Annotated in this window: 20 protein-coding genes and 1 pseudogene; 3 read left to right on the top strand and 18 right to left on the bottom strand. The window is 49.7% G+C overall.

Going from position 1 to position 18,565, the window contains the following annotated elements:
- Window positions 1–2: 2 nt before the first annotated feature.
- The 3 genes and pseudogenes from COHPA_RS0116395 to COHPA_RS0116390 form a co-directional block, all read right to left on the bottom strand.
- Window positions 3–989 (bottom strand): Gfo/Idh/MocA family protein, encoded by a 987-nt coding sequence (locus COHPA_RS0116395; protein ID WP_245590350.1) that lies wholly within the window; start codon window positions 987–989, stop codon window positions 3–5.
- A pseudogene (locus COHPA_RS26500) lies at window positions 978–1,352 on the bottom strand (FAD synthase family protein); the annotation flags it as partial. The gene COHPA_RS0116395 and the pseudogene COHPA_RS26500, both read right to left, overlap by 12 nt.
- Window positions 1,353–1,376: 24 nt before the next feature.
- Window positions 1,377–2,210, bottom strand: a complete 834-nt coding sequence (locus COHPA_RS0116390; protein WP_027087248.1) for a LicD family protein — start codon at window positions 2,208–2,210, stop codon at window positions 1,377–1,379.
- Window positions 2,211–2,458: 248 nt separating this feature from the next.
- Here COHPA_RS0116390 and COHPA_RS0116385 point away from each other — a divergent pair, with 248 nt between their 5' ends.
- Entirely contained in the window at window positions 2,459–4,399 is a 1,941-nt protein-coding gene (locus COHPA_RS0116385) for a tetratricopeptide repeat-containing glycosyltransferase family 2 protein (protein WP_027087247.1), read from the top strand.
- A gap of 80 nt (window positions 4,400–4,479) precedes the next feature.
- On the opposite strand, the gene ltrA is transcribed toward COHPA_RS0116385, so the two are convergent.
- The 5 genes from ltrA to COHPA_RS0116360 all read right to left on the bottom strand — a co-directional run bounded on the left by ltrA (window position 4,480) and on the right by COHPA_RS0116360 (window position 9,296).
- Window positions 4,480–5,871, bottom strand: coding sequence for a group II intron reverse transcriptase/maturase (ltrA, locus tag COHPA_RS0116380; RefSeq protein WP_027084843.1), 1,392 nt, complete (start codon window positions 5,869–5,871; stop codon window positions 4,480–4,482).
- A 469-nt stretch (window positions 5,872–6,340) separates the two neighbouring features.
- The gene (fliS, locus tag COHPA_RS0116375; protein WP_027087246.1) at window positions 6,341–6,727 is read right to left on the bottom strand and encodes a flagellar export chaperone FliS; all 387 of its coding nucleotides are present in this window, start codon (window positions 6,725–6,727) and stop codon (window positions 6,341–6,343) included.
- A 2-nt stretch (window positions 6,728–6,729) separates the two neighbouring features.
- On the bottom strand, window positions 6,730–7,059 hold the full coding sequence (gene fliT / locus COHPA_RS0116370) for a flagellar protein FliT (RefSeq protein ID WP_027087245.1): 330 nt from the start codon (window positions 7,057–7,059) through the stop codon (window positions 6,730–6,732).
- 5 nt (window positions 7,060–7,064) lie between these two features.
- A complete protein-coding gene (gene fliD, locus COHPA_RS24550) occupies window positions 7,065–8,879 on the bottom strand; it encodes a flagellar filament capping protein FliD (RefSeq protein WP_027087244.1) in 1,815 nt (604 codons plus the stop codon).
- 12 nt (window positions 8,880–8,891) lie between these two features.
- Window positions 8,892–9,296: a flagellar protein FlaG gene (locus COHPA_RS0116360; RefSeq protein ID WP_027087243.1), complete on the bottom strand. Its 405-nt coding sequence runs from the start codon at window positions 9,294–9,296 to the stop codon at window positions 8,892–8,894.
- Between the two features lie 160 nt (window positions 9,297–9,456).
- Between COHPA_RS0116360 and COHPA_RS23650 the strand changes: the two genes are divergently transcribed.
- Both COHPA_RS23650 and COHPA_RS0116350 read left to right on the top strand, forming a co-directional pair.
- The gene (locus COHPA_RS23650) at window positions 9,457–10,140 is read left to right on the top strand and encodes a helix-turn-helix domain-containing protein (protein WP_035119581.1); all 684 of its coding nucleotides are present in this window, start codon (window positions 9,457–9,459) and stop codon (window positions 10,138–10,140) included.
- Window positions 10,141–10,172: 32 nt separating this feature from the next.
- Window positions 10,173–11,027, top strand: a complete 855-nt coding sequence (locus tag COHPA_RS0116350) for an IS3 family transposase (RefSeq protein WP_084760760.1) — start codon at window positions 10,173–10,175, stop codon at window positions 11,025–11,027.
- A 108-nt stretch (window positions 11,028–11,135) separates the two neighbouring features.
- Here the strand turns inward: COHPA_RS0116350 and COHPA_RS0116345 are convergent, their stop codons facing one another.
- The 10 genes from COHPA_RS0116345 to COHPA_RS0116300 form a co-directional block, all read right to left on the bottom strand.
- A complete protein-coding gene (locus COHPA_RS0116345) occupies window positions 11,136–11,903 on the bottom strand; it encodes a flagellin N-terminal helical domain-containing protein (protein WP_027087240.1) in 768 nt (255 codons plus the stop codon).
- Between the two features lie 115 nt (window positions 11,904–12,018).
- A complete protein-coding gene (gene csrA, locus COHPA_RS0116340) occupies window positions 12,019–12,267 on the bottom strand; it encodes a carbon storage regulator CsrA (RefSeq protein WP_027087239.1) in 249 nt (82 codons plus the stop codon).
- A gap of 14 nt (window positions 12,268–12,281) precedes the next feature.
- Entirely contained in the window at window positions 12,282–12,725 is a 444-nt protein-coding gene (gene fliW / locus COHPA_RS0116335; protein ID WP_027087238.1) for a flagellar assembly protein FliW, read from the bottom strand.
- A gap of 69 nt (window positions 12,726–12,794) precedes the next feature.
- Complete coding sequence (locus COHPA_RS24545; protein WP_156926685.1) at window positions 12,795–13,358, bottom strand: DUF6470 family protein; 564 nt, start codon at window positions 13,356–13,358, stop codon at window positions 12,795–12,797.
- A gap of 28 nt (window positions 13,359–13,386) precedes the next feature.
- Window positions 13,387–14,310 carry a flagellar hook-associated protein FlgL gene (gene flgL, locus COHPA_RS0116325; RefSeq protein WP_027087236.1) on the bottom strand — a complete coding sequence of 308 codons (924 nt, stop codon included), beginning with the start codon at window positions 14,308–14,310 and terminating at the stop codon, window positions 13,387–13,389.
- A 31-nt stretch (window positions 14,311–14,341) separates the two neighbouring features.
- Window positions 14,342–15,901, bottom strand: a complete 1,560-nt coding sequence (flgK, locus tag COHPA_RS0116320; protein WP_027087235.1) for a flagellar hook-associated protein FlgK — start codon at window positions 15,899–15,901, stop codon at window positions 14,342–14,344.
- Between the two features lie 35 nt (window positions 15,902–15,936).
- Window positions 15,937–16,440: a flagellar protein FlgN gene (locus COHPA_RS0116315; RefSeq protein WP_027087234.1), complete on the bottom strand. Its 504-nt coding sequence runs from the start codon at window positions 16,438–16,440 to the stop codon at window positions 15,937–15,939.
- A 36-nt stretch (window positions 16,441–16,476) separates the two neighbouring features.
- Window positions 16,477–16,740, bottom strand: coding sequence for a flagellar biosynthesis anti-sigma factor FlgM (gene flgM, locus COHPA_RS0116310; RefSeq protein ID WP_027087233.1), 264 nt, complete (start codon window positions 16,738–16,740; stop codon window positions 16,477–16,479).
- Between the two features lie 83 nt (window positions 16,741–16,823).
- The gene (locus COHPA_RS0116305) at window positions 16,824–17,234 is read right to left on the bottom strand and encodes a flagellar protein (RefSeq protein WP_027087232.1); all 411 of its coding nucleotides are present in this window, start codon (window positions 17,232–17,234) and stop codon (window positions 16,824–16,826) included.
- A gap of 86 nt (window positions 17,235–17,320) precedes the next feature.
- The gene (locus COHPA_RS0116300) at window positions 17,321–18,499 is read right to left on the bottom strand and encodes an acyltransferase (RefSeq protein WP_027087231.1); all 1,179 of its coding nucleotides are present in this window, start codon (window positions 18,497–18,499) and stop codon (window positions 17,321–17,323) included.
- Window positions 18,500–18,565 lie beyond the last annotated feature (66 nt).

Below are 18,565 nucleotides of genomic sequence, written 5' to 3'. Positions count from 1 at the left end.
GATTACACCTTAGTCGGTGTCAGTCTATTCGTTAAAAACGTCTCGATAATGCCGTTAATGGCAATCGATTCTTTCGGCGTCAGCTTGTACCCTTTTCTCTCGTTTCCGTAAATCATCGAGATGAAATCGCTCAATTCGTAACGAAGACCTTCCCCTGCAAACTTGGAAAAGAACTTTTCGTTCTGCTCCTGCTTCTCGTGGCGCACCTCAAAAAATTGCGTTTTCCACCACGGCGCCTCGACATAAATATATCCTTGCGTACCAGAAATCAGCAACTGACCTTCCGATTTGACACCAAGGCCGACTTTCGCGGTCGACGTCGCTCCCTTGTACTTCAAATAAATTTTAGTATACAAATCAACGCCGTTCTCGTCTTCGAATGAATCGAATCTGAAGTCTAGATAGTCTGTTCCAAGAAGTTTCACGATCGCAAGCAACGGATAACTTGCCAGTTCGGTTACGCTACCTCCATTTTCTTCCGTCCTTAACTCGCGAATATCGCCGGATACCAACTTCGTAAATGTAGCTTCTACATCGCGAATCTGACCGATTCGCCCGCTTTTCGCAATGGCCAGTAATTGCAGAAAACCTGGCGCATAAGCCGTTTTGATCGCTTCCAATAGCACGAGTCCTTTGTCTCGGGCAAGCTGATAGACTTCCTCAGCTTGACTCGCCTGCAAAACCATCGGCTTCTCGCACAAAACATGCTTGCCCGCTTCCAATGACTTGCGAATATATTCGTAATGAGAATTGTGAGGAGAAGCGATGTAAACGGCATCGACCTTGTCGAAGAAAGATTCTAATTCGTCCGTATGAAACTTTAATTCGAACTTTTCGGCGAACAGGCGCGCGCTTTCGAGTTTCGGATTAAACACGCCTTCAAGGTTCGTTCCGCTCACGTATTTAACCTCTGGCGCGAACCTTGCCGCTATTCTTCCGCTGCCAATGACGCCCAGCCTTATGATCTTGTAAGCCTGTTGCCGAATCATCGTGCTCGATATCCCTTTGGTACGTTCCAAATAAACGACATCGCAATATTGTTTGAGGAAGTCGAACTTCCCGAACCAATCCGACCCTACCGTAAATATATCGATGCCGTATTTCTGAATATCTTCGACCTTCTGACCCTCATGGTCTTCGATAATAATCTCGTCCGCGAAACCGGTCGCTTTAATATTCTCGATTCTCTCCATCAGAGAATTCACGACGTTCATTTTGCCTCTATACTCGTCATACTTCTCCGTCGTGACGCCTACGATGAGGTAATCTCCAAGTTCTTTGGCGCGCTGAAGGAGCCTGTAATGGCCATCGTGAAATAAATCGAACGATCCGTATGTAATGACCTTTCTCATAGACCGAACACCTCTTCTTGGGAGTTACTCTAGCGGCAACAACCGATATCGAGTGGCCGCGTGGCCTTGCCGCTGTTCAACCGGCGGGAGCTCCATGTACTTACCGAACTTAAACGTCAAATATTCGTCGTAATCTTTAGCGGCCGGGAACAGGTGACCTTCGAACTCGATATCCGCCAGGTCGACATACCATTTGCGAAAGTATCCGTATTGCCCGTTATTCGGCGTCGGGAACGTAAGCTTTCGAACCATTCGCGTTTCTTTGCGATTGCAGATCCACTTCAGTCCATCGTATAGGGTAAAGACCGTATCGCGCGGGACCCATGAGACAACCCGGTAGACGGCCCTCATCCACGGATTGCGATCCGACTTGGCGCCTACGGCAGACCAGAGCATCTTTCGCACGACTGTACACGCGAAATTATGGATACGGCGTAGGAACAAGCTATTTGGCACGTTGTCCATTGGGAAAATATCGATAAATACACCTGTCGGATACGGCATGTGTTCCTGTCCTTTGCGTACGAATTCCGTACCGACGCGTCTGACTTTGCCGTAGCCCCAACGATAGCCGGGAGTTTTCTTATGATCTTGAAAGTAAAATTTCGATTGATCTAAATCTCTCTCGCACGCGTCGCGGAATCGCTCGTACTCGTCTCTCATCATCGCCACGTCGGCATCGTCGTCCCAAGGAATGTATCCCTTATGTCTCACGGCGCCTAAGGTAGTACCTGCGATTATGCAGTATTTGATATCGTTCTTCTTGCAAACACGATCTACTTCTAGCAGCATTTCCAGTTGGATGAGCTGAAGTCGTCGTAAATCTTCCGGAGGCATTCTTTTGTATGAATCGTTCATGAGTTCCTCCATCGGTTCATTGAAAAGGTTTAATACATATATCGGTTAATTACGAGAAACATGTAGACTCTATAGCGATGTTACGAGCTGAAATATATGTAAATACAATTCCGTGTTCAATCTCTATAAATTCGTCAATCGCTCGACAAAATCCTTTATTATTCGCACTCTCTTAATACATCTTGGTCTTTTCGACCTTTTATTATAAGCTAGAGTCATAAATGAAATATCCACTCTCTGGAGGCTCTATGAACAACCTCGTTTCCTTATGCATGATCGTCAAGAATGAAGAAGCCTTCCTTGATCGTTGCTTAAAAAGCATGGAAAAGTACGTGGATGAAATCGTCATCGTCGATACCGGCTCCACCGACCGAACGAAGGAGATTGCCCGGCGGTTTACCGATAAAATTTATGATTTCGCTTGGATAAACGATTTCTCAGCCGCACGGAACGAATCGCTCAAGCATGCTACCGGCAAATGGATACTCGTCATGGACGCAGACGAATATATGGAGGAGAACGACATCCGCGGCCTCCGCGATTCCTTAGCAACAATCGAACCGACTACTCGCACGCTTTATCAATTGCCCGTTCGTAACTTCATGGGCGATCAATCGAACGCCGCGATCGTGGAAGCGCCCGTGCTTCGCGTCTTTGGCAATCGGATGAACATTCGGTTTCATCGGCCGATTCACGAGCAGCCAGTCCCGGCAAACGGAAAAGCCCCGGACATTGTCGCCTTGCCCTACCGAATCCTCCATTCCGGATACTTAGACACCGTCATTGATGCAAAAGACAAGCATGAACGCAACTTGTCTATCTTCAATGAAATGAAAAAAACGGCTGCTCTGAACGCTTATGACCACTGTATGATCGGACAACAGCTCGCGCTAATGAAAAAAGACGACGAAGCCATACAGCACCTTCAGATCGCACTCGATTCTGGAAACAATAAAGCCGAATGGTTCCGAATCGTTCTCTTTGCCTTGCTGGAAATCTATATGAGGCAAGGGAAGCTTCTTGAAGCTTGGCACCTGATCGAACGGTATCTCCAATCCTATGTTCAATACCCGGATATCCGCTGCATTCGCGGCATCATCTTACAAAATCTCGGCTTTCACGAGCTAGGCAAGCAAGAGTTTATCGCTGCCCATATGGAAGCCGAGAAGCGCGCCGCCAATAACCAGGTCCTCTCGATCGCAAACCCTGAATTCGGAACTCGGATGCCGCTTTGGCAGCTCGCTCTGACGTACGAACGTGATCAGGACTTGAATCAGTGCATGACCTACTTAACCCGATTGCTTATGGCCAACAACAAGGACATGAGCGCTTGGATAAAGATGGTCGAGATCTTGTCCCTAAAAGAAGCTGCCTCGAACATCGTCCGTTTTCTCGATAAGCTTCTAAGCGTGAGCGAAAGTGATGCGAAAATGAAAACGATGGGAAAAATCGCTATTTCCTTAGGAAACAAGGAGCTTGCGCAGCATTACTTCAATCGTTCGCCCCTTTCGTATAGCATCGCTGACAGATTGAAGTATGCTCTCTTGACGGATAACTTAGCTGATTTCGAAAGTATTATAAATACCAATACTCAAGAGGAGCTAGAAGACACAACCGTCGCTAAATCCGTTATTTGGGGGGCTATTGCTTGGGCTCGTCCCGATTGGCTCGTAAGATACAGAAACCGAGATTCAACCGATGACATCCATCGATATCTCACTTTCGTGGATTGCGTATTGTTCGATCAAGCCGTTCCTTCTGCTAACGAGGACTTTGACCGCACCGTCTTCGAAACGTTAACCCAACTCTACTTGCTAAAAAGATGGGATGTCTTTGACCGCCTAATCGAACGATACGCTACTCCGAGCGTAATCAATCAACTCGCCGACTTTTTTTTAACGAAACACTATAAAGAACCCGCATTGCAATTTTATCAACACTTGCTGGACAACGGCCAGTTAACCGAAGCTAGCTGCGACCGTTTGGCGCAGTTGCAACACATAGAAGGCGATCCTGAGGACGCCCTTGGTTTCTGGGCGCATGCGATCGAGCTTAATCCGGCCAATCCGAAACTATATATTCAATATTTAGCCCACTGTCCGGATTCGGAACGCCGCGCCCCGATCAAAACGAAGCTAATCGAGCGATTTCCCGAGTACGCCGAATTATCTCTTCTAAAAACTCTATAAAATCGAGTAGATGGGGGCGGCTAGCCCCCGACCTCTCACACCACCGTACATGCGGGTCCGCATACGGCGGTTCCTAAAAGTTAACGAGTTTCAAGATAACGAGTTGTCAGACTTAACAGCCCTTGGTCACTCCAGTAGGAGCGATTAAGGGCGTTGTTTATGTTTCGGGACATTTCCCAGCATCCGCGGCGAGCGTTTGCCATCATTCTTGCCGCCCACTCCGGTACACCTAGGGCACGTAAGTTTCGGAGCCTGGATTTAGGTAGTTTCCACTGCTTCCATAGGCACATGCGTAGTCTTCGGCGAATCCATTCGTCGAGTCGTTCGCAGTGCGTCTTTACGGATGCTAGCCGGAAGTAGCCTATCCAACCCATCAGGTAGCGATTTAATTCTTGCAGCCTCTTCTCCATCGAGACGCCTCGCGTACGCGAGGTTATCTCCCTGACGCGTTCCTTTAGTTGTTCCAGTTTCTTCGGCGCGATTCGAATCGTCGCGACTTTGTTGCTGAGAAAGCTGAATCCAAGGAACTTGCGGTTCCATGGGCGGTCTACCGCACTCTTGTCCCGATTCACTCTTAGTCTGAGCCTCTCCTCTACAAAGCGAATGACCGACGCCATTACGCGTTCACCTGCACGCTTGCTTCGGACAAAGATGTTGCAGTCGTCCGCATAACGCACAAACTTCAAGCCGCGTTCCGTTAACTCTTTGTCCAGATCGTCCAACAGGATGTTAGCTAAAAGCGGGCTGAGCGGACCGCCTTGCGGCGTTCCTTCCAGCGTCTCCTGCTTTGTCCCGTCGACCATGACTCCGGCATTGAGGTAGGAACGAATCAGCTTCAAGACACGCTTGTCCGCGACTTTTCGTGCTACCCTTGCCATGAGGATGTCGTGGTTCACTCTGTCAAAGAACTTCTCCAAATCTATGTCTACGACCCAGCGATTTCCTTCTTGAATGTAGGACTGCGCTTGTTTTACTGCGTCATGGGCACGTTTCCTTGGGCGGAATCCAAAGCTGTTCGGTGAGAATAACGGGTCGAAAATCGGTGTCATTACTTGCATGAGGGCTTGTTGGATCAAGCGGTCCATTACGGTTGGGATACCTAACAGCCGCACCCCGCCTCCGGGTTTGGGGATTTCCACCCGTTTGACTGGCATCGGTCTGTACGTACCCAATTGGAGCTGCGCTTTCACGGTTTCCCAGCATTCCCATACGTGTGCTTGTAGCTCGGCTACCGTCACGTTGTCTATGCCGGGCGCTCCTCCGTTTTGTTTCACTCGCTTGTAGGCTTCTCGGAGATTTCCCTCCTCGAGCATTTGATCCAGCAAGTCGTGCTTTCCTTCGCGAGAAGAAAGGTCGGTTTGTGCCGACGAAGAACTCGGCGCTCCGGCATACCCTTGCGGTTTCACCGCTACCCTTTGCCGCGAGCTCCCTTGCGGGATATTCTGCTGTCGTTGTTCTTCGCGCGAACGCATCGATTTCTTCTCTCCTTTAGGTTCAGCCCTTCCGGTGTTGTTGCAACAACACCGTACTATGGCTTCTGCTGACTCCTGCGGATTCAGCGCGACTTCTCAGCCACGGTTACGCAAATACTTCGCATATTCCACAGGTCTCCCCAGATAAGAACGTCATCTTTCCGCCCGCGCTCGCCCAAGTTTACGGCTGCAGCCTTTGGCAGCTTAGGATTTCGTCATGTGATGGTGACTCATCCGACTGCAACCGCCTCAAATTGGATTCGTGTACCTCGAGCCGTGCGTTTGCCTCCAGCTTCCTTCGGATTCCGCCTCGCGGCGGACACCCTTGCTCTTGGCTATGGTAGGCGCTTGCCAGCCCCCATTCCGGACTTTCACCGTAGAGATGACGCCCATGCTGGGCGTACACCGAACAAAACCGCTAAGGGCCATTTCCCTTAGCGGTTTTACGTTCGATCGAAGGCTTGTTCATCTATTGCGTGCTTTCCATAATCGGCTTCTTCATCGCCGTAGCCCAGGTCTCTCTCATATCGATCAGGTAGTTTAATACCTCGCGGGCAGGCTCGGCAGCTTTACGTGAATTCGCTTGAATCAGTTGATGCATCATATACTCATATAGTCGGGCGAGATTATTGGAAATTTCATAGTCGAAATTCAGGGACGCTGTAAGTTCGTTAACGATTCTCTGCGCTTTCTGCAAGTTCGTGTTTGCCTTCTCCGGTTTCCGTTCCTCTATACCTTCGATGCCCGAACGTACGAACTTGATAGCCCCATCGTATAGCATCAAGAGGAGCTGGGGGCCGGAGGACGTCTGAACCGCTGCTTGTTGATATTTCTGAAGATAGGGACTTGTGTTCATGGTCATACTCCTTTGTCGAACATAATGCTTTCGCCAGGGCCCACTTGACCGTATGCGTCCTGTTGTCTCTTCGTCGCATTCATACGCTGTATACCGAGTTCTGCCTCTTGTTTCAATGCCAACATCCGAGAGAGTATTACTTTCTCATATTTGGCAAGCTCACTCAGCAACGCTTTCTCGTCATCCTTAAGCAATCCCCGACTTTGCACTTCATCTACTAACGTCTGCCTTAAATCCGTCAATTCTACGAAGGCTTCGTAATCGGTATCCGGTTCGGACTTCGCCAACCGTATCGTTTCTGCCAATACTTCTCTAATCAGCTTGTCCATCATGCGTATTAATTCGATCCGAACAAGGCGCTAGATTGCGACTGAAAGCGGTTCATTGCCGTTTCCATCGCCGTAAACTGCTTGTAATAAGTAACTTCTAAGCGATTAAGCCGGTCATTCGCATTATAAATCTTAGTATCCAAACTTCGCAATAGTTCGCTGATTGAGCTCGTCTCAAGGAATGCCGCGTCTTTGCTTATGCTGTATTTAGACGTCCCGGCTTTCTTGGATAGATCTTCAATTGCTGTCATTAGCGTATTCGACAACCGATTGAACAACCCGTTATCCGGATTTGTTGGCGAAACTTTCAGCTTCGCATCTGTCTGCGTCGTCTGTTGCGTGAAGAACTGCTCGACTTGGGCCGGATTCGCTTCGATTGCTTGACGCAGTTTCGCCTCGTCCTTGATGACCAGCTTGCCCCGTTGCTGCCATTCTCCGGTCTCAATGCCGAAGGAAGCCAAGTTCACCCTGACGCCGTCGATGGTAATGTCGGTCATGGCTGCGAGCCGCATATTGTCTACCATCGTAGTAAGCGTCGTATCGCGACGGAGTAGACCGCTCTTGGCCTTGTCTTCCCACAGCTTAATTTCATCTTCGCTCATCTCCGCCTTCTGTTCCGAAGTTAACGGAGAAAATTTGCGGTAGCGCTCTTCGTTTACCTTGTTATTCACCGTCTCAAGCAAGTCGTTATATTCTTTGATGAACGTCTTGATCGAGTCCACGATCTTATCCGTATCGGAAGTAACGTTAAGAGTCGTAATGGATCCGGCGGATATGGTGTTCAGCGTAATGCTTACGCCATTCTCTGTGAAAGTATTGCTCGCTCGTTCCGTCTCGATGCCATTAATAACGACCTTGGCGTTCTGCCCGACGGTCTCGCCGGTCAAGTTGAATTTGGCGAATAAATCACCGCTTACGGCAACGGATCCCGAACCGTCCGATTTAATCGTGAGCTTGCCGGTCGTTCCGTCGATTGCAGCCGTTACGGCAGCACCCGCGTCGCTATTAATAGCATTCAGCAAGTCATTCAGCGTATCGTTCTCGTTAACCGTTATCATGCTGCCATTCATCGAAAAGCTTACATTCCCGAGTCCATCGGCCGTATAAGAAAGCTTGCCGCTCGTTTTCAAATCTGCCAAAGTATCGACAGCCGTGTCCACCGCACCGATACCGCTGGAGCTGGTAAGACCTCCAAGTTGAAAATCATCCAACAGGGTTCCGCCGGTCGTGATCGGCACTGGGCCACCCGTCTTGGAAGTAAGCGATAACTTGCCTGTAGTCCCGTCTATGAACGCGGTTACGTTCATATCTTTATTCGCATTGATCTTAGCGACCATGGTATTGAGCGTATCAATCGTCTCATCCAATTGGATCGTCTGACCGTTAATGGTAACAGCCACTTTACCACCGACTGCCGTGTAGTTCAAAGCACCGCCGTTTAATTGATTCAACGTCTTGTTCTTATCGACCGTACCGACACCGGCCGTACTGACGATGGACGAAGAAGTAGCCAATTGCTTGACTTCGATCGTCATCGATCCCGCGATCGCATTCGAATCGGCTTTGGCACTCACGGCTGATGTATTGCCTGAGGTCTTCACTTGCTTGGCGCTTACCGTGCCTTGCAAACCATAGTTAAACAATTTATTGTTGCGGAAATCAACCATCTTAATGTTGACGTCGCGATATTGTTCCCGTTGCCATTCTAACGCTGTCTTCTGTTGATTTAATTTGTCCAACGGAGCGCGTTGCGCTTTCAACAGATTCTTGACGATACTATCGATATCCAGACCGGATGAAAAACCCGATATTCTCATTACCATCGTATTCGCCTCCTATACTTTCTCGTCTACCAAGATTCCGGCAAATTCCATCATTTTCGCGACTAGATCTAAAGTCTTCTCCGGCGGGATCTCACGGATCAGTTCGCCGGTATCTTTATTGAATACTTTCACGGTAACGGCTTTCGTCTGCTCGTGCACTTTCATCTCGAACGTCGTCGAAGGTCCTTCCAGCGCCTTGATCGCACGATCGATCGCTCTGATGAGCTGTTCTTCCCCCACGGACACTTTAACGCCTTTCAATTCGGCTGTTTGAAGCTGTTTGCCGTTGCGAACGAGCCCTACATCCAGGTTCGAACCCTCAGGTTTGGGAGAGGCGCTCTCAGTCGCGGATTTATTGACAGATACGGTATTGCTAGAGTGCGATGCGTTCGTTGCTGGCGAGGATTGGATCTTCACTTTATCACTCCGTCCGAAAAAATAGTATTACCTATTATATCGACGAATGCCAAGCCATTATTTAGCGAAAAATAAAAAAAAAGACCTTGGGAGATTGATATGCTCCCCCTATGGTAGACAGTTGAAATAATAAAACTGTTTATCATTGGGGGAGTTCTTTATGTCTCGTAAAGCAAAGATTTCTGGATTAGAAAAGATAGCTGCCATTGAAAATTATCTGAGGGGGGAAGATTCACTCAATCACATAGCTATCTCGCTAGGCGTTTCTCATTCATCTGCCAAACAATGGCTTCAAGTTTATCACTCATTAGGTCCAAATGGACTCCACAGTTCATCCAGAAACATTGCATATTCTGCGGAATTAAAGGTAGTGGCTGTCAGAGATTATTTATCTGGCGGCGGTTCACATATGGAGATCTGTAAAAGATATGGGATTAAATCAACCCGTCAACTGCGTAATTGGATCCTAAAGTATAATGGTCATGAGGAGTTGAAAGCTTCCGGTACAGGGGGAACACCGATCATGACTAAAGGACGAGCAACCACTTACGATGAAAGGGTAGAAATCGTCAGATTCTGCATTGAGCATCAACACGACTATGCCCAGACAGCTGAGAAATTTCAGGTATCCTACCAACAAGTCTACTCATGGACGAATAAATACTTAAAATCAGGTGTGGAAGCACTTCAGGACAAACGTGGAAAAAGGAAGTCTGAGGATGAGATGTCCGAGGTCGAGAAACTGAGGGCTCAGAACAAACTGCTCCAGGCTGAGAACAAAAGAAAACAGATGGAGATCGACTTTCTAAAAAAGCTGAAAGAGATCAAAAGGAGGCGGTTCTAAGCCAAGTCCGATTAGAACCCGAGTATCTTGCCATACGCGATCTTCATGCTGCAAAAGCATACCCTATAGGTCAACTCTGCGAAATTGCAGGCATTCAGCGTTCTTCGTATTATAAGTGGCTTAACCGGAGAGAGAGTGACAACGAGAAATTTAACAAAACATTACTACCCCTAATTAAGAACGCCTACGAGGAAAAGAACGGCATCCTCGGGTATCGCCAGATGACCATCAAGCTAAACCGAGAACATCATTTGAGAGTGAATTATAAACGAATTTACAGGCTCATGAGCATCTTACATCTAAAATCGGTATGCCGTAGGAAGCGAAAGAGCTATGTCTCGTCCACGCCTGAAATTACGGCGGAGAACGTCTTGAACAGAGATTTCAAATCCGATGAGTTCGGTACAAAGTGGCTCACTGACGTGACCGAGATGAAGTACGGTCACAACAAGGCGTATCTTAGTGCCATCCTTGATTTGTCGGACAAAAGTATTGTTTCTTTTGTGGTGGGACATTCCAATAACAATGAGCTCGTATTTCGAACCTTTGATATTGCCCGCCAGATCTATCCTGGAGTTAAGCCCATTTTTCATAGTGACCGTGGTTTCCAGTATACGAGCAAAAGTTTTAAGAAGAAACTGGACGATGCAGGCATGACACAAAGCATGTCTAGGGTGTCGAGGTGTATCGACAACGGCCCGATGGAATCATTCTGGGGAATGATGAAATCCGAAATGTACTACCTCAACAAATTCAATACATACGAAGAGTTGGAAGCTGCCATTATCGAATATGTCGAATACTACAATAACCATCGCTACCAGAAGAGGCTGAACTGTATGACGCCTTTAGAATACAGACAATATCTTCTCCATTCAGCCGCCTAAAAAAATAGCACCGACCACGAATATGGTCGATGCCGAGTTTTTAATATATCAACTGTCTACTTTACAGGATGCACTTCAGATTCCCAAGGTCTTCGTTGCGAGCGATGATTAACGCAGGAGCGACAATACGCCTTGTGGCGCGGAGTTCGCTTGCGCAAGCATAGCTTGCGAGGATTGAAGCAGAATTTGGTTCTTCGACAGCTCGACCATTTCCTTCGCCATGTCCGTATCGCGAATACGGGACTCGGAAGCAGTCAAGTTCTCTACCGTAGTGCCCAAGTTGTTGGAGGTGTACTCCAGACGGTTTTGCATAGCACCGAGGGATGCACGTTCTGTCGATACAGCTTCGATAGCGGATTCGATAGCAGCGATATCGGAAGTGCTGCTCAGGCCGTAGAAGTTAGCCGTAGCAATACCCGTGATGCTGATTTGAACGCTACCATCGTCAGCTTGGATTGCAACCGTGCTCGTGATGTTGATGCCGTTGAACTTCGTGTTGTCCATGATGCTGTCGATTTGGTCGGCAAGAGCGTCCAACTCGACGTCGATGTTATCTTTTTGGCTGGTGGAGTACGTGCCGTTCGCTTTTTGAACGTTAAGTTCTTTCATACGAACGAGCATTGAGCTGACTTCGTTCATTGCGCCCTCAGCCGTTTGTACGAAGGAGATACCGTCTTGAACGTTGCGTTGCGCTTGCTCAAGACCGCGGATTTGACCGCGCATTTTCTCGGATACAGCAAGACCTGCAGCGTCGTCGCCCGCACGGTTGATGCGAAGACCGGAAGAGAGTTTCTCCATGTTCTTGCCAGTCGAAACGTTGTTCAACGTCATGTTGCGGTGGTTGTTCAATGCTGTGATATTGTGGTTAATACGCATGATAAATTTCCTCCTTGAATAGTTAAGTAAGTCCACATCCTTGTGGATATGCCAGAGTCAGGTCGGCCGCCCGGAACTGGCTATATATTCTTTATCGGTTTTGCCGTGATATGTTTTATAGCTTTTCGGTATTTTTTTTGATTTTTTTTAATTTCGCCGCCAAACCTGCCACGTCTATTTGTTGCGCCGCAGACTCGCGGTTAGATTCCTTGACGGCTACGACTAGCTCTTTACGTAGAATTTCGATGTCCCTCGGAGCGGAGATGCCGATCTTAACGACATCGCCTTCCACTTCCAGCACCGTAATTTCGATATGATCTTGTATGACGATCGATTCGCCCTTGCGACGCGATAGCACCAGCATACGTCCACCTCTTCCTATTTCGACTCCGACTCGCTCGGCTGAAACAATGCATGTCTTGTCGCATAGCTCGTCTTGGCTAGGACGACTTGTTTGCCTGTTCGTTCCGCACGATTAATAATAACGGGCGCTACCAAATTGGCGGTTGCCGATTCCAACTCTCCGTGAATGGACACGATTGCCCGAACCAAAACTTGTTCGGCGGAAACGATCTTCAGATCTTCGACGACCGGGACGGGCAGCTCGCATTCGAAGTCCGCGAAAAACTCGAACGGGTCGGTAACAATGAAGGACACCTCGCTGTCATCGATACATTGCAAATAGGAAAATGGTTCGTGATCCGGAACTTCGATCAAGACAAACCTCCTTAAGTCCTCGAATCCGGGAATGCCTTGCTCAAATCGGATCACTTCTTGCTCTTGAATGTCCAACTCGCCGAATCTACTCGTATGTATGATCATATCGTGCCCCCGATGGTATCAAAATAAATAAAAAGCTATAGCGCGCTCGGATCCTCGCCTATAGCCGAATTATGCCGAGATATCGATCACCGGCGGTGTTATAGTTACTTTAGGGTATTGTTCCATATAGATGTTGACGGAACCTCTATGGAAGTTGATCTGCGGACGTTGAATTTGCGCATCGATGTTAAGCTCGCCGGGGATGAATTGAATATTCACGTCATTCGGGATAAATTCGAATTTCGTGTTATCCACGGACGCTTCCCCGTACACCCGCAAGTCGGGTGCGCCCTCGACGAATTCGTCGAGCGCCATCGCCGGAATAAGATTCCCCTTAATTCGAAGGTCGCCCAACTGATTTCCCCGCTCAACGATCTTGGCTATATTCTGCTGCGCGATTTCCTTGTATTGCGAGTATATCCGGTTCCAGAAAGCCTCGATATTTCCGCCGTCAAGCGCTTCCCATGTGAGAGTATTGTCGATGTTAAGCTGCCCCGGTCGGTTATGGGCGATGATCTCCGGTTTGCTGGAGCTGACATTGAGCAGCGGCTGCGGCCTTCGTATCTCGTACTGGCCTCGTTCGGAATGAATCCCGATCTTGCCCTTCTGGGATTGAACCGATATGAAAGGCACCAATTCAATCCCTCCTTATCCGCATGCTTTATCTGAGAAAATCGACCAGCGTCGGTTGAATGACTTTGGATCCTACCGAAAGCGAAGCTTGATAGACGCTCTCGTTCACTTTCGCTTTAATAATAAGCTCCTCCATATCCGCATCCTCCGTCTTCGATTGCAGCGTCTGGAGGTTGACGTTCAAGTCCTTCAATCGGTCTTCGATCAATTCTATCCGGTTAACCCGCGCCCCGACTTCCGCTTGCTGCGTCAACACTTTGTTGTAGCGGGTCTCGAGATGCGGAAGTTGACCATTCACTCCGTCATAATCGCCGGAGCGCAGCGCAGTGATTATCTGATCGAGTACATGAAACAGGTTATCGTCCTCGTTCTTCGGAGCGGTAACCCCTGTCGGCGGGTAACCGAATACATCGTTGCCGATCAGGTTCACGTCCAATTGGACGCCGGTATTCACGATATAATTGATATAGCCGTTATCCGTTACAAGATTAGCCGGATTTAGAGCCGGATCGTACGGTATTTGATCCGTAAACTGACCGTTAAATATATATTTCCCTTTAAATTGGCTGTTAGCGATATCGACGATTTGTTCTTTAAGCTGAGCCATCTCGTTGGCAATGTTATTGAGAGCAACTTGCGGATTCGTGCCGTTCGAGCCTTGCACGGCTAATTCCTTGGCTCTCTTGATCACGTCGCCGACCTGAGAGAGCATCGTATCGTTGAAGTCGAGCCAGGAAGTCGCGGAATCGACGTTGGATTGATAGCGGTCGTTAACCGCCAGATCGCTCCGGTAACGAAGGGCGTACGTGATCCCGACCGGATCGTCGGACGGACGATTAATGGTGCGCCCCGTCGCCAACTTCTCCTGCAAGCCCGCCGACTGGCTCAAGTTCGAGCTAATATTGCGCAGCAATTGCGCCGTTATCGTTCCTTGCGTCACGCGACCCATCATAAGGGTTAGCCTCGCTCTCTATAGCGTACTATTATCTGCCTACCGTACCCATGCTGTTAATAATTCTATCCAACACTTGGTCGATTGTCGTCATGAACCGGGCAGCGGCGTTATACGCATGTTGAAATTTAATCATGTTAGCCATCTCTTCGTCGAGAGATACGCCGCTAACGGACTGCCGGCGGGCGTCGACCTGGTCGACGACGATCTGGGAGTTCTCCGCCTGACGTTGCGCCTCCTGAGTTTGGACGCCGAGTTGACCGACCACGGAGCGGAAAAAGTCGCTGACCGTTCCCTCGCCCGTTATGGCGGTTTCGCTTACGGAGCTGAAATCGATCTTCATGTCGTTGAACTGCGCGATCAGCATCGCCACGTCCCTATTCCCTTTGACCACGGTTTCGGTCGTTCCGTTCGTGACCGTGCGCATCGAAGAGGCGATATTGGACGCGTCCGCCTCGATGTCCGCGCTTATTCTGATGTTGCCCGCGGTAATCGGTCCGCCGTCCTTGGAGACGAAGAAAGGCCCTCCGGTTTTAAGCGTGTCCTGCGCGGTATAGCCAAGCTGGTGCAATCCGTTAAGACCCTGAACCGTAACGGTGAGATCGGAAGCGAGCGTCCGGTTGGCGCCGGTGTAGGTGACCCCGTTCAGCACCGTCCCATCCGGCAGCACCGATCCGGCAGGAATCGTGACCTTCACGTCTCCGTTCACCATGCCGTTAACGAGCGTGTTCAGCTGATTCTGATAATCGACGACGAACTGATCGCGGGAGCGGATCATGCCGAACACTTCCCCGCCGAGCAAGTCCGTTCCCGCGCTGGCGACGATGCCTTCTTCCGTCATGACGGCAGCGGTTCCGTTATCGACGAGCACCTGCGCTCCCATCGTGATTTGATAGGTTTCGCCGGCGTCTAGCACCTTAATGTTGGCGATCTTGGACAGCTCGTCGACAAGGACGTCCCGTTGGTCCCGAAGATCGTTCGCATTGTCGCCGAAAGCTTCGATGCGGCGAATTTGCGTGGTCAGTTCGGAGATCGTCTTCAAGGACGTATTCATCTGCGCGACTTTAACTCCGATGTTCTCCGAAAGATCGGCGCGCAAATCTTCCAATTGACGGCTTGTCTGATTGAAGGCGTCGGTCAATGCGCGAGCGGTTTCCCGAACAAGCTTGCGAGCCGTCAAATCCTCCGGGTTCTCGCTGAGATCGTGCCAGGAATTCCAGAACTTATCGAGTACCGAACGCAAGCCGGAGTCGGAAGGCTCGTTCACGATCGTCTCCAGCTTCTCCAGCGTATCGACTTGAATCGAATAGTTGCCGTTGTTCTGATTCTCGTTCCGGAATTGAACGTCCAAGAAGCTTTCCCGGATTCGCTTGATCGAATCGAACTCGACGCCGGTTCCGAGCTGTCCCGGGGCGTTCGAGCTTTGCATCCCGAGCGCTTCGATCGGGCGAGAGGCTACCATATTAACGGTCTGGCGGGAGTATCCCGCCGTATTGGCGTTCGCGACGTTATGCCCCGTCGTCTGCAGGGCGACCTGCTGCGTTACCAGGCTTCGTCTTGCCGTTTCGATCCCATGAAAGGTCGATCGCATGTCATCTTCCCCGTTTCGTCCGTAAGATGGTTATCTTATGCCCGGGAATCGAACATCTTAAGGTTCAACTTCCCTTGCGCGTTATCCGTAGGTCTTCTATATACGTAATCTTGGTCGTCGTATGCGCCGGTCAGCAAGCTGAGCGAGAAATCGTTGAATTCGATCGCCTGCTGCGTCAATCGGCTATTGATGAGACCAAGCTCCTTAAGCCGTCCGATCGCTCCGGTCAGCCGTTCTGCCAGCTCCGTCAACTTCAATTTATCTTCCGCGTTCGTGATCATCCGGATCAGATCCGCCAGCTTATAGCCCGACAGTGGCGTCAATCCCATCGACGACAACAAGAGAACGACCGCCTTCTGCCGGCGATTCTCCGTGTCCGCGACCATCTTCACCAATCTGGATTCCTTGTTCACGACTTCGTTCAGCTGGTCGATGTCATTGCCGATCAAGGCTTCTCTCTTGCGCTCGGCCAGCACGATCAATTGATCGTGCTGAACGACCATCGTCTCCAAAGCCTCGCATAATTCGCGGATATCCATGCCGTCACCTTCTATTCTTTGCCCGCCATCCGCGCGTTAGCGAAGGAACGGCAGCAATTTGTCGGCCAGTTCGCGAGCGTCTACATGGTAGGTGCCGGAAGTGACCTCGTTCTTAAGCGCCTCGATGCGCTGCGCGCGGTTAGGCTCCTCCGAACGTTGAGCGCCCAGCAGCTCCATCGCTTGAGCGGAAAATTGCACTTCGTCCTTGCGTTTCTTGCCTGCGGTTTGGTTTGCGCGCGTCTCGGCGTGCTGTTGATAAGCTCTGTATGCGCCAATGCGTCCAGTTTCGTTGATTTTCACTTCGATCACCCCTGAAAAATAAAAAAGACCGATAATTGATAAGTCTATTATCGGCCAAAGCGTATGAATTGTTTAGAGACATGTTAATTCCGATCTTTATCTTTAATCTGGAACCCGGTTCCTGCACTGCGGAATTCCCGAATCGCCGAAGACGCTTGCGCCTGCGCGTTCTTCATATCCTTCTGCAGTCTGCCTCGGCAAGCATCGCACATGTTGCTCTCCCGTATCAGCGTGCCGCACACTTCGCAAGGGTAGGTCATGTTAGGCGCGTCCATTAGCGAAATGCGTCCTTCCCTGATCCAGCGCGTAATTTGCTTGATGCTGATTTCCGTGTCCTCGGACAGCTGTTGAATCGTTAAACCTTTATTTTTCCGGAGATATTCGATGCAACGTTCGTAATCCTTCTCCAGCTCTTGATGGCAGTTGTTGCACACTTCTCGGAAATGCCGAGCGAACAGCTTGTTGCAGCGGGGACAATAGACAAGGTTGTTCATGCTTCGTCCTCCTCTCGAACGACATCTTTCGACTCTAATATTTAGATTATACTAAAATTTACAAGGTCGCGCTTGTGACCTTTGGACTAAGCCGAAGGTGCCACAGGCCGCTTCTCCGTGGGCTTCTCGCCGTATGTCGCTTTCAACTGTCCCGGCACGCTTCCGAATACAAGCCAGGACCAGCCGGTCAAACGGCTGAGAATCGTCACGACGATCCACGAAATGCCGAGGGCGCATGCGAATCCGCCTGCATACCAAAGGTGGTACAACATCGTGCCGCCCCCGCCAAGCGGGTACTTGCGATATACCATCAAGACAAGCGGGTGGACCAGATACACGCCGAACGATACGACGCCGAGATGCCGCAACCCGTCGACGAGCCAAGAACGGTTGATCCGGCTTCCGATCAAGAACGCGATTTGAAGCAGCACGAGCGGAGTCAGCATCGTATAAGCGTCCCATACGATGTCGTAGGTCCTCTGTTCATGGTAAACCTTGAGCAGCTTCATTTGATAGTAGAAGGTAACGTGCGCCGCCCCGAATCCGAGCCACGCCGCCCATAAGACGATCCATACGACCATGCGCGATCGCGTGACGTGCTCCTTCGCGATAATGAGCCACGTCTTGATCCGATCGAAGTAGATACCGAACCATGCGCCTAAGAAATACTGCCCGAAGTAAGCGGGAGACCAGCTCCCGCGATTGGTCACTTGCCAGTATTCCCGGTTAAAAACGAAGAACCCCCACTGCAGCGCCAACCCGATAACGATAGCCCAAGCCGCCATCCAGCGATATCTCTTGAACAGAAGCAAAATGATCGGGAACAATACGTAAAGCTGAATGTTGATGAAGACGAAGTATAAGTGCTCATGGGCTTTGCCGACGAGAAGCTGATCCCAGAACTTGGGCAGCATGGCCGATAGCTCCCACGCTTTGTGATTCATGTACCATTTGATTATAAAATACAGCCCAGAGAACAGGATGTACGGAATGATGATATAGGACAGCCGGTTGCGGTAAAACTTCTTGAACCGCTGAGCCGTAAGCGGCTGCGGATAATAGTTGTAGAACAACACGAAGCTGCTCAAGAAGATGAACGTCGTCGTCCCGATCCTGAAAAAGTTGTTCAGAAAATTATAAAGCCCGTAGCTGCTCGAATCCAGCATCGTAACGGTGGCGGCTGACGTCGAATGCACCATCAATACTCCGATGATCGCGATCGCCCTGACCAGGTCGAGCTCGTTTAATTTCGTGCGGCGTTCCACGGATGCCTCCCTCTCGAATCTGCGAATCTCGCATCGTTCGACTATTCTCATCGTCCCATCATATCA

It is taken from the genome of Cohnella panacarvi Gsoil 349 (genome assembly GCF_000515335.1).
GTDB classification, from domain to species: Bacteria; Bacillota; Bacilli; order Paenibacillales; family Paenibacillaceae; genus Cohnella; species Cohnella panacarvi.
Note: the sequence above shows the minus strand (reverse complement) of the source record. Positions and strands in the feature narration are given on the sequence as shown.